At 52.7% G+C, this 16,036-nt stretch carries 19 protein-coding genes; 4 read left to right on the top strand and 15 right to left on the bottom strand.

Annotation, left to right across the window (positions count from 1 at the left end; translation table 11 throughout):
* Nucleotides 1-14: 14 nt before the first annotated feature.
* Nucleotides 15-230 carry a hypothetical protein gene (locus LOS79_RS11405; protein WP_315419530.1) on the bottom strand — a complete coding sequence of 72 codons (216 nt, stop codon included), beginning with the start codon at nucleotides 228-230 and terminating at the stop codon, nucleotides 15-17.
* A 139-nt stretch (nucleotides 231-369) separates the two neighbouring features.
* Here LOS79_RS11405 and LOS79_RS11410 point away from each other — a divergent pair, with 139 nt between their 5' ends.
* From LOS79_RS11410 to LOS79_RS11420, 3 genes are all read left to right on the top strand, one after another.
* Nucleotides 370-951, top strand: coding sequence for a YitT family protein (locus LOS79_RS11410; RefSeq protein WP_315419532.1), 582 nt, complete (start codon nucleotides 370-372; stop codon nucleotides 949-951).
* A 102-nt stretch (nucleotides 952-1,053) separates the two neighbouring features.
* Nucleotides 1,054-1,821 carry a threonine/serine exporter family protein gene (locus LOS79_RS11415; RefSeq protein WP_315419535.1) on the top strand — a complete coding sequence of 256 codons (768 nt, stop codon included), beginning with the start codon at nucleotides 1,054-1,056 and terminating at the stop codon, nucleotides 1,819-1,821.
* Nucleotides 1,822-1,849: 28 nt separating this feature from the next.
* Nucleotides 1,850-2,272: a threonine/serine exporter family protein gene (locus LOS79_RS11420; protein WP_315419537.1), complete on the top strand. Its 423-nt coding sequence runs from the start codon at nucleotides 1,850-1,852 to the stop codon at nucleotides 2,270-2,272.
* Between the two features lie 154 nt (nucleotides 2,273-2,426).
* On the opposite strand, the gene LOS79_RS11425 is transcribed toward LOS79_RS11420, so the two are convergent.
* The 14 genes from LOS79_RS11425 to LOS79_RS11490 all read right to left on the bottom strand — a co-directional run bounded on the left by LOS79_RS11425 (nucleotide 2,427) and on the right by LOS79_RS11490 (nucleotide 15,006).
* Nucleotides 2,427-2,942: a GNAT family N-acetyltransferase gene (locus LOS79_RS11425; protein WP_315419540.1), complete on the bottom strand. Its 516-nt coding sequence runs from the start codon at nucleotides 2,940-2,942 to the stop codon at nucleotides 2,427-2,429.
* Nucleotides 2,943-2,944: 2 nt separating this feature from the next.
* Entirely contained in the window at nucleotides 2,945-4,972 is a 2,028-nt protein-coding gene (locus LOS79_RS11430) for a Na+/H+ antiporter (protein ID WP_315419542.1), read from the bottom strand.
* A 139-nt stretch (nucleotides 4,973-5,111) separates the two neighbouring features.
* Nucleotides 5,112-5,747, bottom strand: coding sequence for an NAD(P)-dependent oxidoreductase (locus LOS79_RS11435; protein WP_315419544.1), 636 nt, complete (start codon nucleotides 5,745-5,747; stop codon nucleotides 5,112-5,114).
* 79 nt (nucleotides 5,748-5,826) lie between these two features.
* A complete protein-coding gene (locus LOS79_RS11440) occupies nucleotides 5,827-6,693 on the bottom strand; it encodes a VOC family protein (RefSeq protein WP_315419547.1) in 867 nt (288 codons plus the stop codon).
* Between the two features lie 316 nt (nucleotides 6,694-7,009).
* Nucleotides 7,010-7,192, bottom strand: coding sequence for a hypothetical protein (locus tag LOS79_RS11445; RefSeq protein ID WP_315419549.1), 183 nt, complete (start codon nucleotides 7,190-7,192; stop codon nucleotides 7,010-7,012).
* A 441-nt stretch (nucleotides 7,193-7,633) separates the two neighbouring features.
* A complete protein-coding gene (locus LOS79_RS11450; protein WP_315419553.1) occupies nucleotides 7,634-8,056 on the bottom strand; it encodes an Rrf2 family transcriptional regulator in 423 nt (140 codons plus the stop codon).
* Between the two features lie 67 nt (nucleotides 8,057-8,123).
* Nucleotides 8,124-8,972 carry a hypothetical protein gene (locus LOS79_RS11455; protein WP_315419556.1) on the bottom strand — a complete coding sequence of 283 codons (849 nt, stop codon included), beginning with the start codon at nucleotides 8,970-8,972 and terminating at the stop codon, nucleotides 8,124-8,126.
* A complete protein-coding gene (locus LOS79_RS11460) occupies nucleotides 8,959-9,279 on the bottom strand; it encodes a carboxymuconolactone decarboxylase family protein (protein WP_315419559.1) in 321 nt (106 codons plus the stop codon). The genes LOS79_RS11455 and LOS79_RS11460 overlap by 14 nt, the downstream gene beginning before the upstream one ends.
* Nucleotides 9,280-9,361: 82 nt before the next feature.
* Entirely contained in the window at nucleotides 9,362-10,108 is a 747-nt protein-coding gene (gene map, locus LOS79_RS11465) for a type I methionyl aminopeptidase (protein ID WP_315419562.1), read from the bottom strand.
* Between the two features lie 55 nt (nucleotides 10,109-10,163).
* Nucleotides 10,164-11,177 (bottom strand): YhfM domain-containing protein, encoded by a 1,014-nt coding sequence (locus LOS79_RS11470; RefSeq protein WP_315419564.1) that lies wholly within the window; start codon nucleotides 11,175-11,177, stop codon nucleotides 10,164-10,166.
* A gap of 194 nt (nucleotides 11,178-11,371) precedes the next feature.
* Nucleotides 11,372-12,001: an SGNH/GDSL hydrolase family protein gene (locus LOS79_RS11475; protein WP_315419567.1), complete on the bottom strand. Its 630-nt coding sequence runs from the start codon at nucleotides 11,999-12,001 to the stop codon at nucleotides 11,372-11,374.
* A 130-nt stretch (nucleotides 12,002-12,131) separates the two neighbouring features.
* Nucleotides 12,132-12,890 carry an alpha/beta fold hydrolase gene (locus LOS79_RS11480; protein ID WP_315419570.1) on the bottom strand — a complete coding sequence of 253 codons (759 nt, stop codon included), beginning with the start codon at nucleotides 12,888-12,890 and terminating at the stop codon, nucleotides 12,132-12,134.
* Nucleotides 12,891-13,353: 463 nt separating this feature from the next.
* Nucleotides 13,354-14,532 carry an NAD(P)/FAD-dependent oxidoreductase gene (locus LOS79_RS11485; RefSeq protein ID WP_315419573.1) on the bottom strand — a complete coding sequence of 393 codons (1,179 nt, stop codon included), beginning with the start codon at nucleotides 14,530-14,532 and terminating at the stop codon, nucleotides 13,354-13,356.
* A 39-nt stretch (nucleotides 14,533-14,571) separates the two neighbouring features.
* Nucleotides 14,572-15,006, bottom strand: a complete 435-nt coding sequence (locus LOS79_RS11490; protein ID WP_315419576.1) for a DUF1641 domain-containing protein — start codon at nucleotides 15,004-15,006, stop codon at nucleotides 14,572-14,574.
* Between the two features lie 328 nt (nucleotides 15,007-15,334).
* Here LOS79_RS11490 and LOS79_RS11495 point away from each other — a divergent pair, with 328 nt between their 5' ends.
* Nucleotides 15,335-15,952: a nitroreductase family protein gene (locus tag LOS79_RS11495; protein ID WP_315419579.1), complete on the top strand. Its 618-nt coding sequence runs from the start codon at nucleotides 15,335-15,337 to the stop codon at nucleotides 15,950-15,952.
* Nucleotides 15,953-16,036: the final 84 nt, after the last annotated feature.

Genomic DNA, 16,036 nt, shown 5'->3' on the forward strand with positions numbered 1-16,036 from the left:
TGCAGAAGCTCCAGCTACTCGCACCGGAGTCTGACCCGGAATTCATACAGCTCCCGGCTGTAGGAAAGACCCCGGATGCGTACTGCATTCGGGGTATACGCGCGAATAGGCCCGCCTAATCCGGCGAGCTCTTCATCCGCAGCCTTCACCGCGATTCTGACTTCTATTTCCGAAAGTGCGGCAGCCAGCAGCTCGATATCGCTTTGCAGCACTTTATATATGAAATCCATGCTACTCTCTCCTGCAACTGTAGTTCAACCGTGGGTACCCGCTGAAATCCTGCGGACGCAGGATTTTTTGAATATCAGCTATTTTTTACCAATCGGATGCATATGATTAAGACATGCCCTTAGTCTGGAGATGTTGAATATGCGCCCATTTCAGAAGTATGTCATTATTCTGCTGTCCAGCCTGCTGATTGCAGCGGGAACCAACTTCTTTCTTGTACCTTATAAAATTCTTGATGGGGGTATTATCGGCATCGCTCTCATCATTAATTATATCTCCGGCATAAAAATCGGACTGGCTATTGTGGTCTGCAGTGTCCCGGTCTTTCTTCTGGCCTGGTTCCGGGAGCGTGAGATCTTCTATAACAGTATCGCCGGACTGCTGGCCTCCTCATTCCTGATTGAACTGCTGGGACCGCTGCAATACCACTTTCTGTATTATATTGAACTGGGGTCAGTTTCCAGTGCTATCATCGGCGGCTTCCTGATGGGCAGCGGCCTTGGGCTGATGCTGCGGTTCAAAGCCAGCACCGGCGGAACCGATCTGCTGGCTAAGTTCATGAGGCGTTATATTCCGCTTAATGTAGGGGTGCTGATCTTCCTCTCGGATGCGGTTATTATCGGCGCGGGCGGCCTGCTCATATCCAAGGAGACGTTCTTCCATTCCATTCTGACCATAGCCGCAGGAGGCGTTGCCACAGGCTTATGCACCCTGGAGCAATAACTAAATTTCAACGCCGGCAAAATTCTTTCGAATAAAGGTTGATATTTTCATACATTGCGGCGACAATCGGATATATAACATTCCCGGGGAGGATCGACGAAGTTGGATAGCACAAGCAATAACAGCAATACCTCTGCGTATGACATCACGGACCTGTGCCTGCTGGCCGGCAAAATCATGCTGCAAAGCGGCGCCGAAACTTACCGCGTAGAGGATACCATGAGCCGGATGGCCGCAGCGCTCGGCTTCCCTGGGGCGCATAGCTACGTCACACCGACGGTCATTATGTTCACCACCAGCCGGACTGAGCCGGTGAAGCTGTTTCGGATCGCCGAGCGGACCACCGACCTGCAGAAGGTGTCGGAGGTTAACGATATCTCCCGGCGGCTGAGCGAACGCCAGCTTACTGCCGCTGAAGCCCGTGAGCGCCTGGGGGCCGTCGATGATGCAGCGCATGCCTATCCAGTATGGCTGCAGATTATCGCCGCCGCGCTCACCGGAGCCTGCTTCACCGTAATGTTCAAGGGAAGCCTGTGGGATGCCCTGCCGGCACTCCCCATCTCAGGACTCGGCTTTGCTGCCGTCACTTATTTGCACCGCCTGGTGCAGATCCGCTTCTTCGCAGAGTTCACTGCGTCCTTTCTCATCGGGCTGCTGGCCTTCTTCTCAGTTAGGCTTGGCATTGGACAGGAGATGGACAAGATTATTATCGGCTGCGTGATGCCGCTCGTGCCGGGTCTGCTCATTACGAATGCTGTCCGCGACTTAATGGCCGGACATCTCGTTTCCGGACTGTCCAAGGGGGCGGATGCTTTCCTGACCGCCTTTGCCATAGGCACCGGCATCGGGCTTGTACTGTCACTGTTCTAATCACCTAAGTGAAAGAGGTTAGCCCTTCATGATTTTGCAACTTATAACGAGCTTCATCGCTGCTGCCGCCTTCTGCGTCCTGTTCAATGCGCCGGTACGCGCGCTGGTACAATGCGGATTCGCCGGTATGATCGGCTGGATGCTGTATCTGCAGCTGGATGAACGCTGGGATACCGTCATTGCCACCTTCGGGGCTACTGTAATTGTTGGCGTGATCAGCCAGTTTTTTGCCCGATCCTTTAAGATGCCGGTTATTATCTTCAGCGTCGGCGGGATTATCCCGCTTGTTCCGGGCGGCCTTGCTTATGATGCCATGCGCAAATTCGTGGAGAATGATAATAACCACGGAATTCAGTTTGCTGTGCAGGCACTGCTCCTCTCCGGAGCCATCGCTGCCGGACTGGTACTCAGCGAGGTGCTCGGGCAGATGTTCCGCCGGAAAAGCGTATAGCACCACAATACAACCCCGCAAAGCGGGGCTTTGGTGCTGATGATTACTCAGGTACTTTGCGGGACCCCGAAACACATTCTTATCCCGCAAATAAGCCCGCTTGCCGGCAAGGAGCATTCCTTGCGGCAGCGGGCTTATTCATGTTCGTTCAAATCTAACTGCCGATAATCTTCTGATAGCTGACAATGTCCAGCCAGCGGCCGAACTTGCGGCCGATCTCCTTGAATAAGGCGCTCTGCTCATAACCGTACTTCGTGAAGAGGCGGCGGCTGGGCTCATTGTCCGCACATACAGTGGCTACCAGCACATGGAATCCTAGCTCGGCTGCCCGCTCCTCAATGAATCGCAGACTCTTCCCTCCCAGTCCCTGTCCCCCGCTGCCGGGCTTCAGATAGATTGTAACCTCGCCTGAGGTATCATAAGCTTCCTTATTCTTGTGTTTGGTGATGAGCACATAACCCTGCATCACTTCATCCGCCAGTATCACATAGGATTTAAACCGCGGATCCCCATGCAGCAGCGCCTGGGCCATCTGCGGCAGCGTTTGCGGCTCGGTATGAAACGAAACCGTTGTATTCAGTACATAATAGTTATAAATGTCGAGCACTTCCGGCAGATCTTCTTCAGTAATTTCGGTGAACCGCAGTCCGCCTGCCATGATTTTCCCCATAATTAATCCTCCCAAATCGATGTTTCCAGCTGATCCACGAACCGCCGGAGCTTGCCGGCGACCTTAAGATTAATCGCCCCGTTCTGGTACATCTCCTGTACCGTGTTCCGCTGCTCCTGAATCGCCTGCAGCTTCAGCTCCAGCTTCTCATTATCAAGGACACCGTCCTTGCTCCAGCCTTCTCCCTGCGCCAGCCGGGACTCCAGCCGCTCATATTTGTCGATGACCTTCTGCGAAGCCAGGCGGTTCTCATCGCTGATTCCGGCGCTGACAGCAGATACTGCCGCCTGGCACATGGCAATCTTGGCCGTCCGCGCACTTTCGGCAATCTGCAGCGCCCGCCGTCCTTCTTCCCCGTCGATCCGACCGGAGAACAAGCCCGAGAACAGACGCTGAATCTCAGTTAATGAGAATTTGATCTGTGTATCCAGCCGTCTGCAGAGCAGCGATTCCGTATGATCCAGCAGCTCCTCCATTTTCACAGCTACCGGAGCAGGCAGCGCCCCGTTATCCAGCATCCGCCGCAGCTCCGTACGCTCTGCCTCCAGACCGCTCAGCTTCGCCTCGACTCCCAGGCGGCGGAACCTCTCCGCTTCCGGGTCATTATCCGCCTTGGGGGCACAGAGCCGGTCGATCTTGTCTGTGAATTCCAGCAGCACCGGCTGTGTCGCCCGCTCCGGATGCTCTGTTACCAGACTGCGCAGCATCGTCATTCCGGCGTCGATCACTACATTCCGGGCCGCCAGCTCCGTGCCTGAGCGGCTGCTGATAGCCTGAACCGCCGGTTCTTCCTTGTCTGCCAGCAGCGGCAGGAAGATGCTGGCGATAACCAGCGACATCAGAATTACTCCAGCAGCCAGCGCAATGATCAAATCCCGTTCAGGGAAGGGTGTAATTCCGTCACCCAGCACGAGCGGGATGGAGAAGGCGCCGGCCAGTGTCACCGCTCCGCGTACACCGGAAATCGAAGTGATGACCTGGGACTTCAGCGGTGCCTTCTCCAGCTTGAGCCTCCGGCTCTCCCAGTGCGAATAAGCATAGACCCACAGGAAGCGCAGGATGATGAGCAAAGCCGTGATTGCCAGCACATAACCGGCAACCATAAAGTTACTCACCGTCTGATCACGGTAGATAACCTCAACCACATCCGGAACCGATACACCGAGAATCAGGAAAACAAGCCCATTCAGGACCATCAGCAGTACAGACCAGGTACTGGCCGATACGAGCTGGAGCTTGTATTGCGGCGAGACAGCCCGGTCCTTCTCAATGGCAAACATAACCCCGCCGGCCACCACGGCAAGAATGCCGGATACGCCGATCTCCTCGCTGATCAGATAAATGATGAACGGAGTGAGAATCTGCAGCAGAACGTGAATCGTAACATCCTCCATGCCGAACCTGCGGATGAACACGCTGATCCGGATCAGCAGGAAGGACAGCACCGCCCCCAGCACAAGGCCGCCTGCAGCAATCAGAATGAAGCTGAACGTTGCCTTGGGGAGGGAGAATACGCCGGTTACGGCTGCTGCAATCGCAAATTTGAAGGCCACCAGGCCGGAGGCATCATTCATCAGCGATTCCCCCTCAAGAATGCGGTGGATGCTCTTCGGCAGATGGACCCTTCCGGCCAGCGCGCTGACCGCAACAGCATCTGTAGGTGACAGAATCGCTGCCAGTGCAAAAGCTGCGGCAAGCGGAATGGAAGGAATCATCCAGTGGATCGCGTAGCCCGCTACAAATACGGTTACAAAAACAAGTCCGAGTGCCAGCAGCAAAATCGGCGCCCGGAGGTTCCACAGCTCATCGCGCGGCGTCCTTCTCCCGTCATTGAACAGCAACGGGGCAATGAACAGGACAAAGAACAGCTCCGGCTCAAAGTGCATATGTATTCCAGTCGGTACAAGTGCAGCAATAACCCCAAGTCCAATCTGAATCAGCGGAACCGGAACAAACGGAATGAACCGGTTCACGATATTCGATACTGTGATCAGTCCGAGCAACAGCAGCACTGCAAGAAAAGTCTCCAAATCCCATCATCTCCCGGTATGTATTTCCCCAGTATTAACGCGAATAAACGGGAGGCACTGCGGAATTATCCGCCTGTACCTCCCGTTAATCTATAATTCAGCAATCCCTCCGGCTGTCCGGTCAGGATCTGCAGCGCGATCAGGACTCGGATACAACAGTGAACCGTTCACCGATGTGCTGCGGGTGCTCCAGCTCATCCACAATCGCAATCGCATAATCCGCATAACTTACGTAGCTCTCGCCTTTGGAGTTCACGAGCAGCTGATCCTTGCCTTTAACATAGGCACCGCGCCGCTCACCTACGGCGAAGTTGGCTGACGGACTGACGAAGGTCCAGCGGAGCCCTTGCGTGCCCTGCAGTATCTCCAGATTCTTACCCTGGTTCAACGCTGTCGGCTTCACAAAATCAGGGAATCCCGGGGTGTCTACCACCTTCATAGAGTGCGCTTCGTCAACATACAAGCTGCCCGCACCGCCGACAACGATAAGACGCGTGTCTGGCGCATTCTGCAGTGCCTGAATCAGCACATTTCCGGCATCCACATGCTGATGCTCCTGGCCGAATGGTGCAGCAAAGGCGTTAACAACGGCATCATAGCGCTGCAAATCTTCCGCCGTCAAGGCGAAGATATCTTTTTCCACCACAGATGCCTTCGTTCCCGCCGCCTTGGAAGCATCCCGTACAATCGCTGTTACCTCATGCCCTCTGCTCAGTGCTTCCTTCACAATCTTGCTGCCTGCTTTACCGCCTGCTCCGATTACTGCTATATTCATAATTACTGCCTCCTCCCACACTTATCGATTTGCACATATTATAGGGGAATTCATCCGGATGAACAAGCCGCCCGGACGCTTAGTCCTTCACCAGCAATTGGATACCGATGTTCCACGGGTCCTGCACAGTTGTAATCCCGTCGATGACATCTACACGGTATCCGGCCCGCTTCACCCGTTCTGCAGCTTCGGCCACATCCATACTTCCAGGCAGCAGCAGAGTGAAGTAATCAATGCCCGCCGCATCAGCAGGAGCTGCCGGAGCACCTTGGCCTGCCCAGATATTAAGCCCCATATGATGATGATATCCGCCGGCCGAGATGAACAGCGCTGAATTCCCGTAATGGGTAGTCGGTGCAAAACCAAGCGCATCCACATAAAACCGCTTCGCTTCTGCCAGATCGCCCACATGGAAATGTACATGCCCGATCACTGTACCCGCGGGGAGCCCGTTCCATTCCAGCCCTTCGGAAGCCGCAAGCAAGCCGTCTACATCCACAGGATCCGTAGTCATCACCACGCTGCCGTCAGCTTCATGCCTCCAGGTATCACGCGGACGGTCACGGTACAGCTCAATGCCGTTGTTGTCCGGGTCCTGAATGTACAGCGCCTCACTGACGAGGTGATCTCCCTGGCCGATCTCGATCTCCGACTGGATCAGATTGCGCAGCACCAGCCCGAGGCTCGGACGGTCCGGCAGCAGAATGGCGAAATGATACAGACCTGCTACCGAATTACGGCGCAGAACCCGGGCCTGCCCGATCTCCCGCAGAATAAGCAGCACATGCTTGCCATCCGCCGTCAGCTCCGCCACCCGTCCATGCTGGCGGAGAAGCTGAAGTCCTATTACATTCTGATAAAACTCAAGTGAGCGCTCCAGATTGCTTACTCTGATTTGTACAAGTCCAATTTCCAGCGTTTGCGGCAATGCTGCTGTTGCTGTCATGATTAATCCCTCCCGGATCATTGTTAATCTAATGGTATGCCTGCTGTAGTGCTAACATCTTAATGTTGACTGTTCATTTCATTATCATGCAGGATCATTCAAGCCTGTAACTGTTTCCGTTACACATTAACTAACTTTAGTATAGTTGCGCTCTATATGTTTGTCAATTACTTTTGAAAACAATCTGTGTACATGCGAATAAGCCCGGCCGGCGGCCAGGCTCGTTAATTCATTTTTCATTTTACGGCAGAGCCGTTATTCTTATAAACTACATCGTCTCCCCGACCGGAACGGTTTAGCAGAATATAGCGCTTCTCTATAGCCGCTTATCAATAATATGCTTGTTCTCTTTGATTTCCTTACGCAGCAGCCGGATTTCATGAATCAGCTCATCCAGCTTGTCAGTAGCTCTGGACTTGTCAATTGCCATCTTGATAATCAGCATCAGGACCAGAAGCGACGCGATCCACATCACGATTCCAAATATACCCGTAACCATCAAACCCTCCACTCCCCTGACTCAGTCTGCACATATGGTGCCAGTCTAACCTATCTGGAATAATGTGTAAAGGGTTCACTGTGAATCCAATAACCCCGCAGCATGTAAATTCTGATCTTATAAAAAAAAGGACCCCGCCGCTTTCCGGCAGGGTCAAGATCTATTCTAAGGGGGTCATGTGACTACTATACCGCCTGAAGCTTAAACGCTGATGAAAGACACCTAAAGGTTTGCTGAAATTTCGCGGAACAGGGGCTGCATACAAAGAGAAAGACCCTGCCGAGGCACGGCCGGGTCTAACATAAATGTTTCCACTGGGGGGTGGAGATCTTTAATATACTCCCCGAACCTTAAAGGCACATAAAGATACGCTGAACGTTAGCTTAAATTTTGGTGAAGGCTTAGAAAACTGAACTACACCCGGTTTACCTGAGGCTTCACTCAGGAAACAGGCATCTGATGGATAATCTGGTCCAGTGTTACTTCCTGCAGGACATTCTCCATTGCCTTCTGTGCCAGCGAGAATACAGGAACGATAGCTCCGGCGATATTCTGGCCTACCGGACATTCAGGATTCGGATGCTCATGCACAGCGAACAGTGAGTCATCCCGCGCTGCATTCACAGCCTTGTAAATCTGCAGAAGCGTAATATCAGCGGCACTGCGGGTAAGCTTCGCTCCGGCCACACCAGGGCGGACATCAACCAGGCCTGCTTTATGCAGCATTCCTGTCAGCCGGCGGATCACCACCGGGTTAGTGTTGACGCTGCCGGCGATCCACTCGGAGGTGCTTTTGCCGTCTTGTTTGCTGTCTATGAGGGTTAAAATATGAATGGCTACTGCAAACCGGGTACTGATATTCATGACAATCTCTCCTTCGTTAACACCCCCGCCGGACGTTCCCGGCAGATGCAACTATAATAGTTACATTCTAGGCAATTGTCAATCCCGCAAGGATCTCCGCTGTCTCATCAGGATACTTCCCGCTCAGCCGTTTCTTGGAGAGATTGCTCTTTACAATCCGGATCATCGTTTTATCTCCGCTGCAGGATATCCTGCGCAGAAGGGCAAACCCCGCTTCCGGCTTGCCGGCTACGAAGAGGCTCAGCGCATACTCCAGTCCCTTGGATAAGACCCGGAGATGTTCAGGATCAGCTTGTGCATGGCTGCCGGACAGCAGCCCGCTCAGGATTTCCTCAGACAGCTCCAGACAATACCCGGCATGAACCTCATCTTTAAGCAAGGGCGGATGAGCCAGCGCTGCCACAAATGCACGCTGTTCCAGCGCCGTGGCATCCCGCCGCCAGCCTTCCAGCAGATTCTGCAGCAGACTGAAGTCAAATTCGCCTATCAGCTGCAGGCTCATGGCCGCTGCCTCGCGCACCCGCCATCTGGAGTCATTCATGGCTGCCTGGAGCTTCTCCTCCACCATACTTCTATGCTCCTGCTCCCCATATCCGTAATAGGCTCCGTATGCCAGCAGCGCACAGAGCGGAAGATATTCCTCCGGATCATTAGCATCCTGCGGGTTCGGCGGAAGCTCACACCAGGAAGACAGCAGCGACAGCGCCTCTGCTGAAACCTCCGGATTCGCAAAGCACCGGGCGAAATCCCCGGCCAGCCCCAGATTTGCCCGCGGGCCGGGCAGCCCGCTCCGGCTCAGCAGGTAATCAGACAGCTGCGGCCAGTGTTCCCTTGTTCCGGCCCACAGCAGAAACGGCAGCGGTGCGTCAGACAGGTCGCTTTTTACCGGTTGTCCCTGGACCTTACTCATTGTCATACGCCTGCAGAGCTGCCGGCAATGCCTGTATCGCCACATTGCCAACAGCAGGAAGCGGCAAGAGCACTGCGCTGATGATCTCTTCACGGGTCGCTCCAAGCAGCTTGGCACGTTTGACGTGGAAAGGTAAGCCGCTCTCCAGTCTTACAGCTGCAAGCACTGAGATATAGGCAATCTCTTCGGTTTTGGCATCAAGCGCACTTGCCGCATCCAGCTTCTGTACAGCTTCTCCCCAGGCCTTCTGCTGCTCCGGGGCTTCCTTCATGAATGTCATGAATGCATTGCTGACCTGCGGTACATTTTCCATGATCCATATCCCTCCGATGGTAGCACTATCCGCTGTAACAGTTCCTATGCCCTTTTAATACAGCGTCCGTACTCCTTAGTTATTAAGCGCTTGTCAGGATAATCGGTTTACCCTTGGTCACAATAATCGTATGTTCATACTGGGCCACACGGCTGCTGTCCTGTACACTGAGTGTCCATCCGTCCGCCTGCTGCTCTACAAAGTCAGCTCCGGTGGAAAGAAACGGCTCAACCGTAATCACCTGCCCCTCTTTAAGGACCGTTGTCACCCGCGGATTATAGAAGGGAAGGATCTCGAAAGGCTTCTCATGCAGAGCTCTGCCGATGCCGTGGCTGCACAGATTACGCACTACCTTGTAGCCGCGTCTGTGGGCTTCCGACTCCATTACACGGCCGATTTCGTTCACCTTCATTCCGGCCCTGAGATGATTGATCACACTCATCATTGTCTCTTCCGTACTGCGGCAGAGCCGGACCAGCTTCTCATTATACGGCGGCAGTTGAAAAGATACCCCGGCATCGCCAAAATAACCGTTCATTTCAGCAGATACATCAATATTGATTAAATCCCCGGCCTGGATGACCCTTGGACCCGGGATGCCGTGGGCGACTTCTTCATTGATGCTGATGCAGGTGGTTCCAGGGAAATTATATGTAACCTTGGGGGCAGATTTCGCGCCAAACTGCTCCAGTATCTTTGCCCCGATCTCATCCAGCTCAGCCGTGGTCATCCCGGGAGCTACACTCTTCTTCATCTCCGCGATGGTATGACCAACTACCTTACCAATGGCTTTTAATCCTTGCAGATCCTGTACTGTCTCGCTCGTCATTTCTGTTCACATTCCTCTCGTCTGTTGTCTATGGTGCTCTACAGCAGCCTGATGCCTAAGGTGCTACCCGCTGAAAAGCAGTCCCGTTCCAGCGGTATGCTGTTTCAATCTGCTTGCCAACCGAGTTGTCATAATGGCTTGCCCGGAATCCCCCGTCTATCCTTTCAAGCTTAACCGAATACCTGTCAGGGCTGCTGATGAACAGCCCGGAGTCCGCTCCCTCAACCGGCAGCTCTTCTATAGTATGGTTTGCTTTCAGTGTGAACAGCTTGTATAAGGAGCCGTTACCGGAACCATATTGCCCGATCGTAAAGTCAGGATTGCCATCCCCGTTGTAATCCGCGAATTGAATCTGGAACAGGTCACCGAAGCTCAGCTCTTCCGGAAAATGCCGGCTCAGGGCAAATGTGCCCAGCGCCTCTCCCGCTTCATTCGTCAGCGCCAGCCGGAACTGTCCGCTCCAGCTCCGCCCGGCCAGCGGGGAAGCCGTGGACCAATTCTCATGGTAGCTCCCCTGCAGCAGCTGCAGATTGAGAAACTCCTTATTTCCTGTAACCGGGAACAGATCATTACGCGATAAGGTTACCGGTCCCTGTGTTTCTACTGCCGCCCCGTCCGCTTCCGACCTGGCCGCAGCCGCATTTCCCCGGCTGAAGATCAGCCTCCGCAGCTTGTCGGCATTCTCGGCAGAAATGGAATAGCCCTTTTCAGTGTCTTCAGCGGACAGCAGCAGCCCTTTATTCCCTTCAGTCTGTCCTAGTCCCAGAATGTATTCTTCCTTATAGCCGTCACCATACAGCAGCTCCATACTGAAATCCGCGTCGAAGTCCAGAACGCCGGGGATCCGCTTACTGGTATTCATGGCATCGGCTACCGTCTTGATGATGGCGCCGTCCGTAAAGTGCTTCGTCACAGATGCTGCTGCTCCGTCGCCTTCATAAGAATCATAGACCAGGTTAATTTCAGAGATCCATCTTGCATTAATATAGCCGTAAGCATTCTGGCAGCCGCTTATTAGTACAACCAGAAGAACAGGCAGAATCAGCCATAGCCGCCTTATGGGTGCCACCTCCAAATCATATGTATATATACATCATTCAAGTATAGCAGTCTTCTCAAGCAGAGTGAAATTGCCGCAGTGGCACGCCCCTCTGACTGTCGGCAAGACAGCGGGTATAGCAAAAACCGGCCCGCTGAAAATCCAGGAACCGGTTGCTGCAACTCAGCTGATATGTACAGGCGGGATAGCAGCCCATTGACGTTCTATCTAAGAGCGCCTACAGCTTTCAGCCAGGCTTCTGCAATCAGAGCATGGCCGGCAGGTGTCGGATGCACGCCATCGCCGGCCCAGAAGGCAGGTGCGGCCTTCACGGATGCTGCTGCGAACAATCCGTCCAGCGGAACCAGCACTGCGTTATACTCACGGGCCAGCTCACGCACTACGTGGATTTTGGGATCGAGATCCTGGCGCCAGCCCTTACGGTCTTCCGGCACCGGCAGCACAAACGGCTCCACCAGAACCAGCCTGGCGTCCAGGTTCTTCTGTGTGCGTTCAATCAGATCACGGTATGATGCCTCAAAAGCTGCAGCTGTCGTCTCCTCCCCGGAATCAAAACGGCGCCACGTATCGTTAATCCCGATATACAGGGATACCCAGGTCGGGGCAAGCTCCAGACAATCCTTCTCCCAGCGGTTCTGCAGATCGACAGCACGGTTGCCGCCGATACCGCGGTTAATAATTGTAAGATTCTTCTCCGGATATAACAGTCCCAGCCGTGCAGCCGCCATCAGCGCATAACCCGTGCCCAGTGAGGAAGGGTCGTTGCGGTCGCGTCCGCAATCCGTAATGCTGTCACCCTGGAATAAAATAATATCATTCTGTTGAAATGGCATTCTCTTAAATCTCTCCTCTGCAATAATATCAAAAACGCTTACAATCTTAACCATTATACCAGACTGGCTACTTGAGCAATATAAAATCTGGACAAATTCGGCTTAGGCGAAACAGTTCAGCATATATCCACTACTTTGCGGTCAAATTAGATTGACGACTTGCTAATATCCGCATAATTTCTTCTATTACAATGCCGGGCTCAGCCCGCTGGATATAATGGCCGCTGCCTGCGGCAATGACCTGCCGGCTTACGGCTGACATTTCCAGAAACTCCGCCTGGCTCTGTTGCTCAATCTCGAGAATGGCTTGGGCCGGCCAGTCTGCATCCGCTTCATCCGGCAGGCCCCTCGTGATTACCGACAATGGAATATCCCCGGGCATTGCAGCTTTGGCAGCAGAAACCTGCTTATAGCTAAGCAGCTTGTCAATGTGTTCACTATTGAGCAGAGGGTTCAGCAACGACTCCCTGCATGCGGCAGCATGCTGCGGAGGAAGCACCCTGGTGAAGGTCAGCTCCTTATATTCAGCTACTGCATCTACCAGAACCAGTCCCGCTACTGCAGCAGGGTAGCAGCATACGAACAGCCTGGCAACCAGTCCGCCAAAGGAGTGCCCGACCAGAATGTACGGCGGCTGCACGTCCAGCAGGGTGAGCAGCTCATGCAGCTCCAGCACCAGATTCTGGCAGGACCGGGGTTCAGTCATCACCGGTCTTCTCCCGGTGCCAGGCCGGTCGTAGACCAGCGCCGAAGTGAACCGGGAAATGTTCTCATGTACCCCATTCCAGGAATCACCTCCATCCCCAAGACCGGAGATGAAAACAACAGCCGGCGTACAGGCAGCGGAATCCGTAACTTTCCAATTATAGTTCTCATTATGATACTTCATCTCGACCTCCTGATACCTATACATCCGGATGCCCGGATATTTCCAGCTTAAAACCCTTTAAAATATTTCACTATGCCATTTAACACAAAAATCCCCTCTAGCGGCTGTAACTGCCGTTAAAGGGGATTGGGTAAATCTCTGGATATAAATTGAACTGAAAATCTTTACGCCCGAGCCAGTAAAGTGTATTTCGCTTCAAATCCAGCAAGAGGTTTGACAGCCGCCTTGGGCCAAGCACCGCGTCTTTAGAAGCAGCGTGGAGCCAATTGCGAATAATAATTGCATTTTGTGCAATTAAAAATGTTCCTGCACAGGAATGAAGCGTTATAGTTGTACAAATTACAGTTATAACATGAGCGGTAGTCCCATAGCAGGCCACCTGTAACTTACAATTCGGGCACGACGTACTGCGAAATCAGGAAGCTCTCCAGTTCAAGATAAAATAGTAAGAAATAAGCAGCAATTAATAAGCCAGGCTGAATAATCCATGAATATGCGACAGATAACGGATATTGCTGGCTTCCTTCATCAAACTTGCCGGAAGCCCCTTGAGCGGTGTTGAATTACCGCCTACAATGGCCACGCCGTCTTTGCGTCCCAGGCTGGCAAGCGTCCCGGAATTTACCGGACTGAAAGCTTCTGAAGCCTTGTCATTCAGATAAGCGAACAGATTATATCCGATCAGCTCGCCCATCTGCCAGGCAATTTGGGCTGTCGGCGGATAAGGGCGGCCGTCCGGTGCGAATACCACTGCACTGTCTCCAGCCACAAAAACATCCGGATGGGAGGTGGATTGCAGGAACTCATTAACGGTTGCCCGGCCGCGGTTCACTTCCAGCCCGGATTCACCGATCAGCGGATTGCCCTGCACCCCGCCCGTCCATACGAAGGTTCCGGCTGTAATCTGCCGGCCATCCATCAGATCAACCGTCTGACCGTCTACTTTCGTTACGGCAAGTCCGGTCAGGAACTGGACGCCTCGCTTCGCAAGGCTCGCTGTGGCCCGCTCGATCAGATGATCCGGCAGAACCGGCAGAATCTTAGGACCAGCTTCAACGAGCATGAGCTGAATTTCTTTAGGGTCTACCCCGTACTTCTTAGTCAGCTTAGGCAGCTCATCGGCAATTTCACCCGCCAGCTCCACACCGGTCAGACCGCCGCCGCCGATCAGAATCGTTGCATCTGCCGTATTACGGCTCGACGCATATTCGCGGATCCGCTCTTCAATATGTCTGCGGATGTGGTTAGCATCCGCTGCCGATTTCAGCACCATACTATGCTGCTCCAGCCCCTGGATACCGAAGAAGGCAGTGGTGCTTCCCAGACCAACAACAAGGGCATCATAGGTCAGCATTACGCCGTCCGAGAGAATTACCTGTTTGTTATTTACGGAGAAGGACTCCACCTTGGCAATCTTCAGATCAATATCCTTACCGGCAAACAGCTTTGCAAGCGGCATTGCAACAGCCTGTTCCGAAGCACTGCCTGCGGCAAGCCGGTGCAGCTCCGTAATAATCTGGTGGGTCGGATACTGATTGACCACTGTCACTCTGGCTTCTGCCTTGCTCATATATTTGCGGATGGTTAAAGCGCTCAGCAGACCGCCGTAACCCGCACCCAGAATAACTATATGTTTTGACATTATATTTCCTCCGTCCTTACTTGTAAGTGTTAAAAGTTATTACTTGCCGGACTGCCGTTCGCCGCTGACCTGCAGGTACGCGTTCATAAACCGGAGAACATGCTGCACCTGCGGGTCCTTAATCATTTTCATCATGCCGAACAGGCTTACCGTTTCATTGCTGGCATCCGCACGGTCCTTCGCTTCTATCACTGTAGCCGCCATATTCTTGACGGAACCTACTACAGGACCTGCCAGCTCTTTAATCGCACCTACCGTATCATTCTTCAGCACTTCATCTGTGGCAACCGACTGCACGAAGTCAACTGATTTGCTCAGTACGCTGACTAATTGGGTAATCTGCGGCAGCTGTCCGATCAGCAGGTTCAGCGATTCCTGGACCTCCGGCTTCAGCAGCTGCTGCAGAATGTCTTCTCCCGATCCGGCTGCTGTTTTCTCCTGTTCCACAGGCGTTTCCATAATTGTTTCTGGCATAACGAAGTCTCCTTTACACTGGCTATTTTACTTACAGTTGATCTTCTTTTACATACTATGTGATTATTATAACACCCCAATTGTTAAAAATGTCACAAAGACATCCCCTTTATAGCTTTGTTTTGTGATAATATTCACTTCTTTTCTCTCGAAATCGAATTATCTCGACTGTTTGAACAAAAATTCACAATTACTATAGTTTTCCTTATTGACGGCAACAGATGAATGTGATATTTTTAGCAAGTAACTTATAGTAAGTTAATTTATTAATATTATCAGTTTATTAATACTAACCACTATACATACAACAAATGGAGGAATCATTATTATGAGTACTTTTTCCGAATTGGTTCAATCACGCAGATCAGCTATGAATTTCGTGGAAGGCATTAAGATCCCGCAGGCCGAGCTCGAAGAGATGTTCTCGCTGGCTCGTCTTGCCCCATCAGCCTTTAACCTGCAGCACGCCCATTACAAGGTCATCAGCGACGAGACGGTCAAGGAAGCGATCCGCAAGGACGCCTACGGCCAATACAAAATCCATACCGCTTCGGCGGTCATCGTTGTACTCGGTGATAAAAACGCCTATCTGCAGGCACCTGAAATCTATAGCGGGCTTAAGATGCTGGGTGCAATGAGTGAAGATGACTTTGACCGTACGATTAAGTCGATCAACGACTCATATATTGGCAATGATGCGTTCCAGCGGGATGAAGCGATCCGCAATGCCTCGCTGTCGGCAATGCAGTTCATGCTGATTGCCAAGGACAAGGGCTGGGATACCTGCCCGATGATCGGTTTCGACCCGGAAGCGGTGAAGCAGACGCTCGGCCTTGGCGACAATTTCGTTCCGGTGATGTTGATTACGATCGGCAGAGACAACAAGCACAAGATCAGACCTCGCGGCTACCGCAAGCCGGTGAATGAGTTCGTACAGTTCATTTAAGTCGCGGCTGTCAACTGGCAACGTATAAGAGGGTCTTCCGGCAATCAGCCGGAAGACCCTCTTGTTGTATAGCATATGAACATG

It is taken from the genome of Paenibacillus sp. MMS20-IR301 (assembly GCF_032302195.1).
In the GTDB taxonomy this organism is placed as follows: Bacteria; Bacillota; Bacilli; order Paenibacillales; family Paenibacillaceae; genus Paenibacillus_AQ.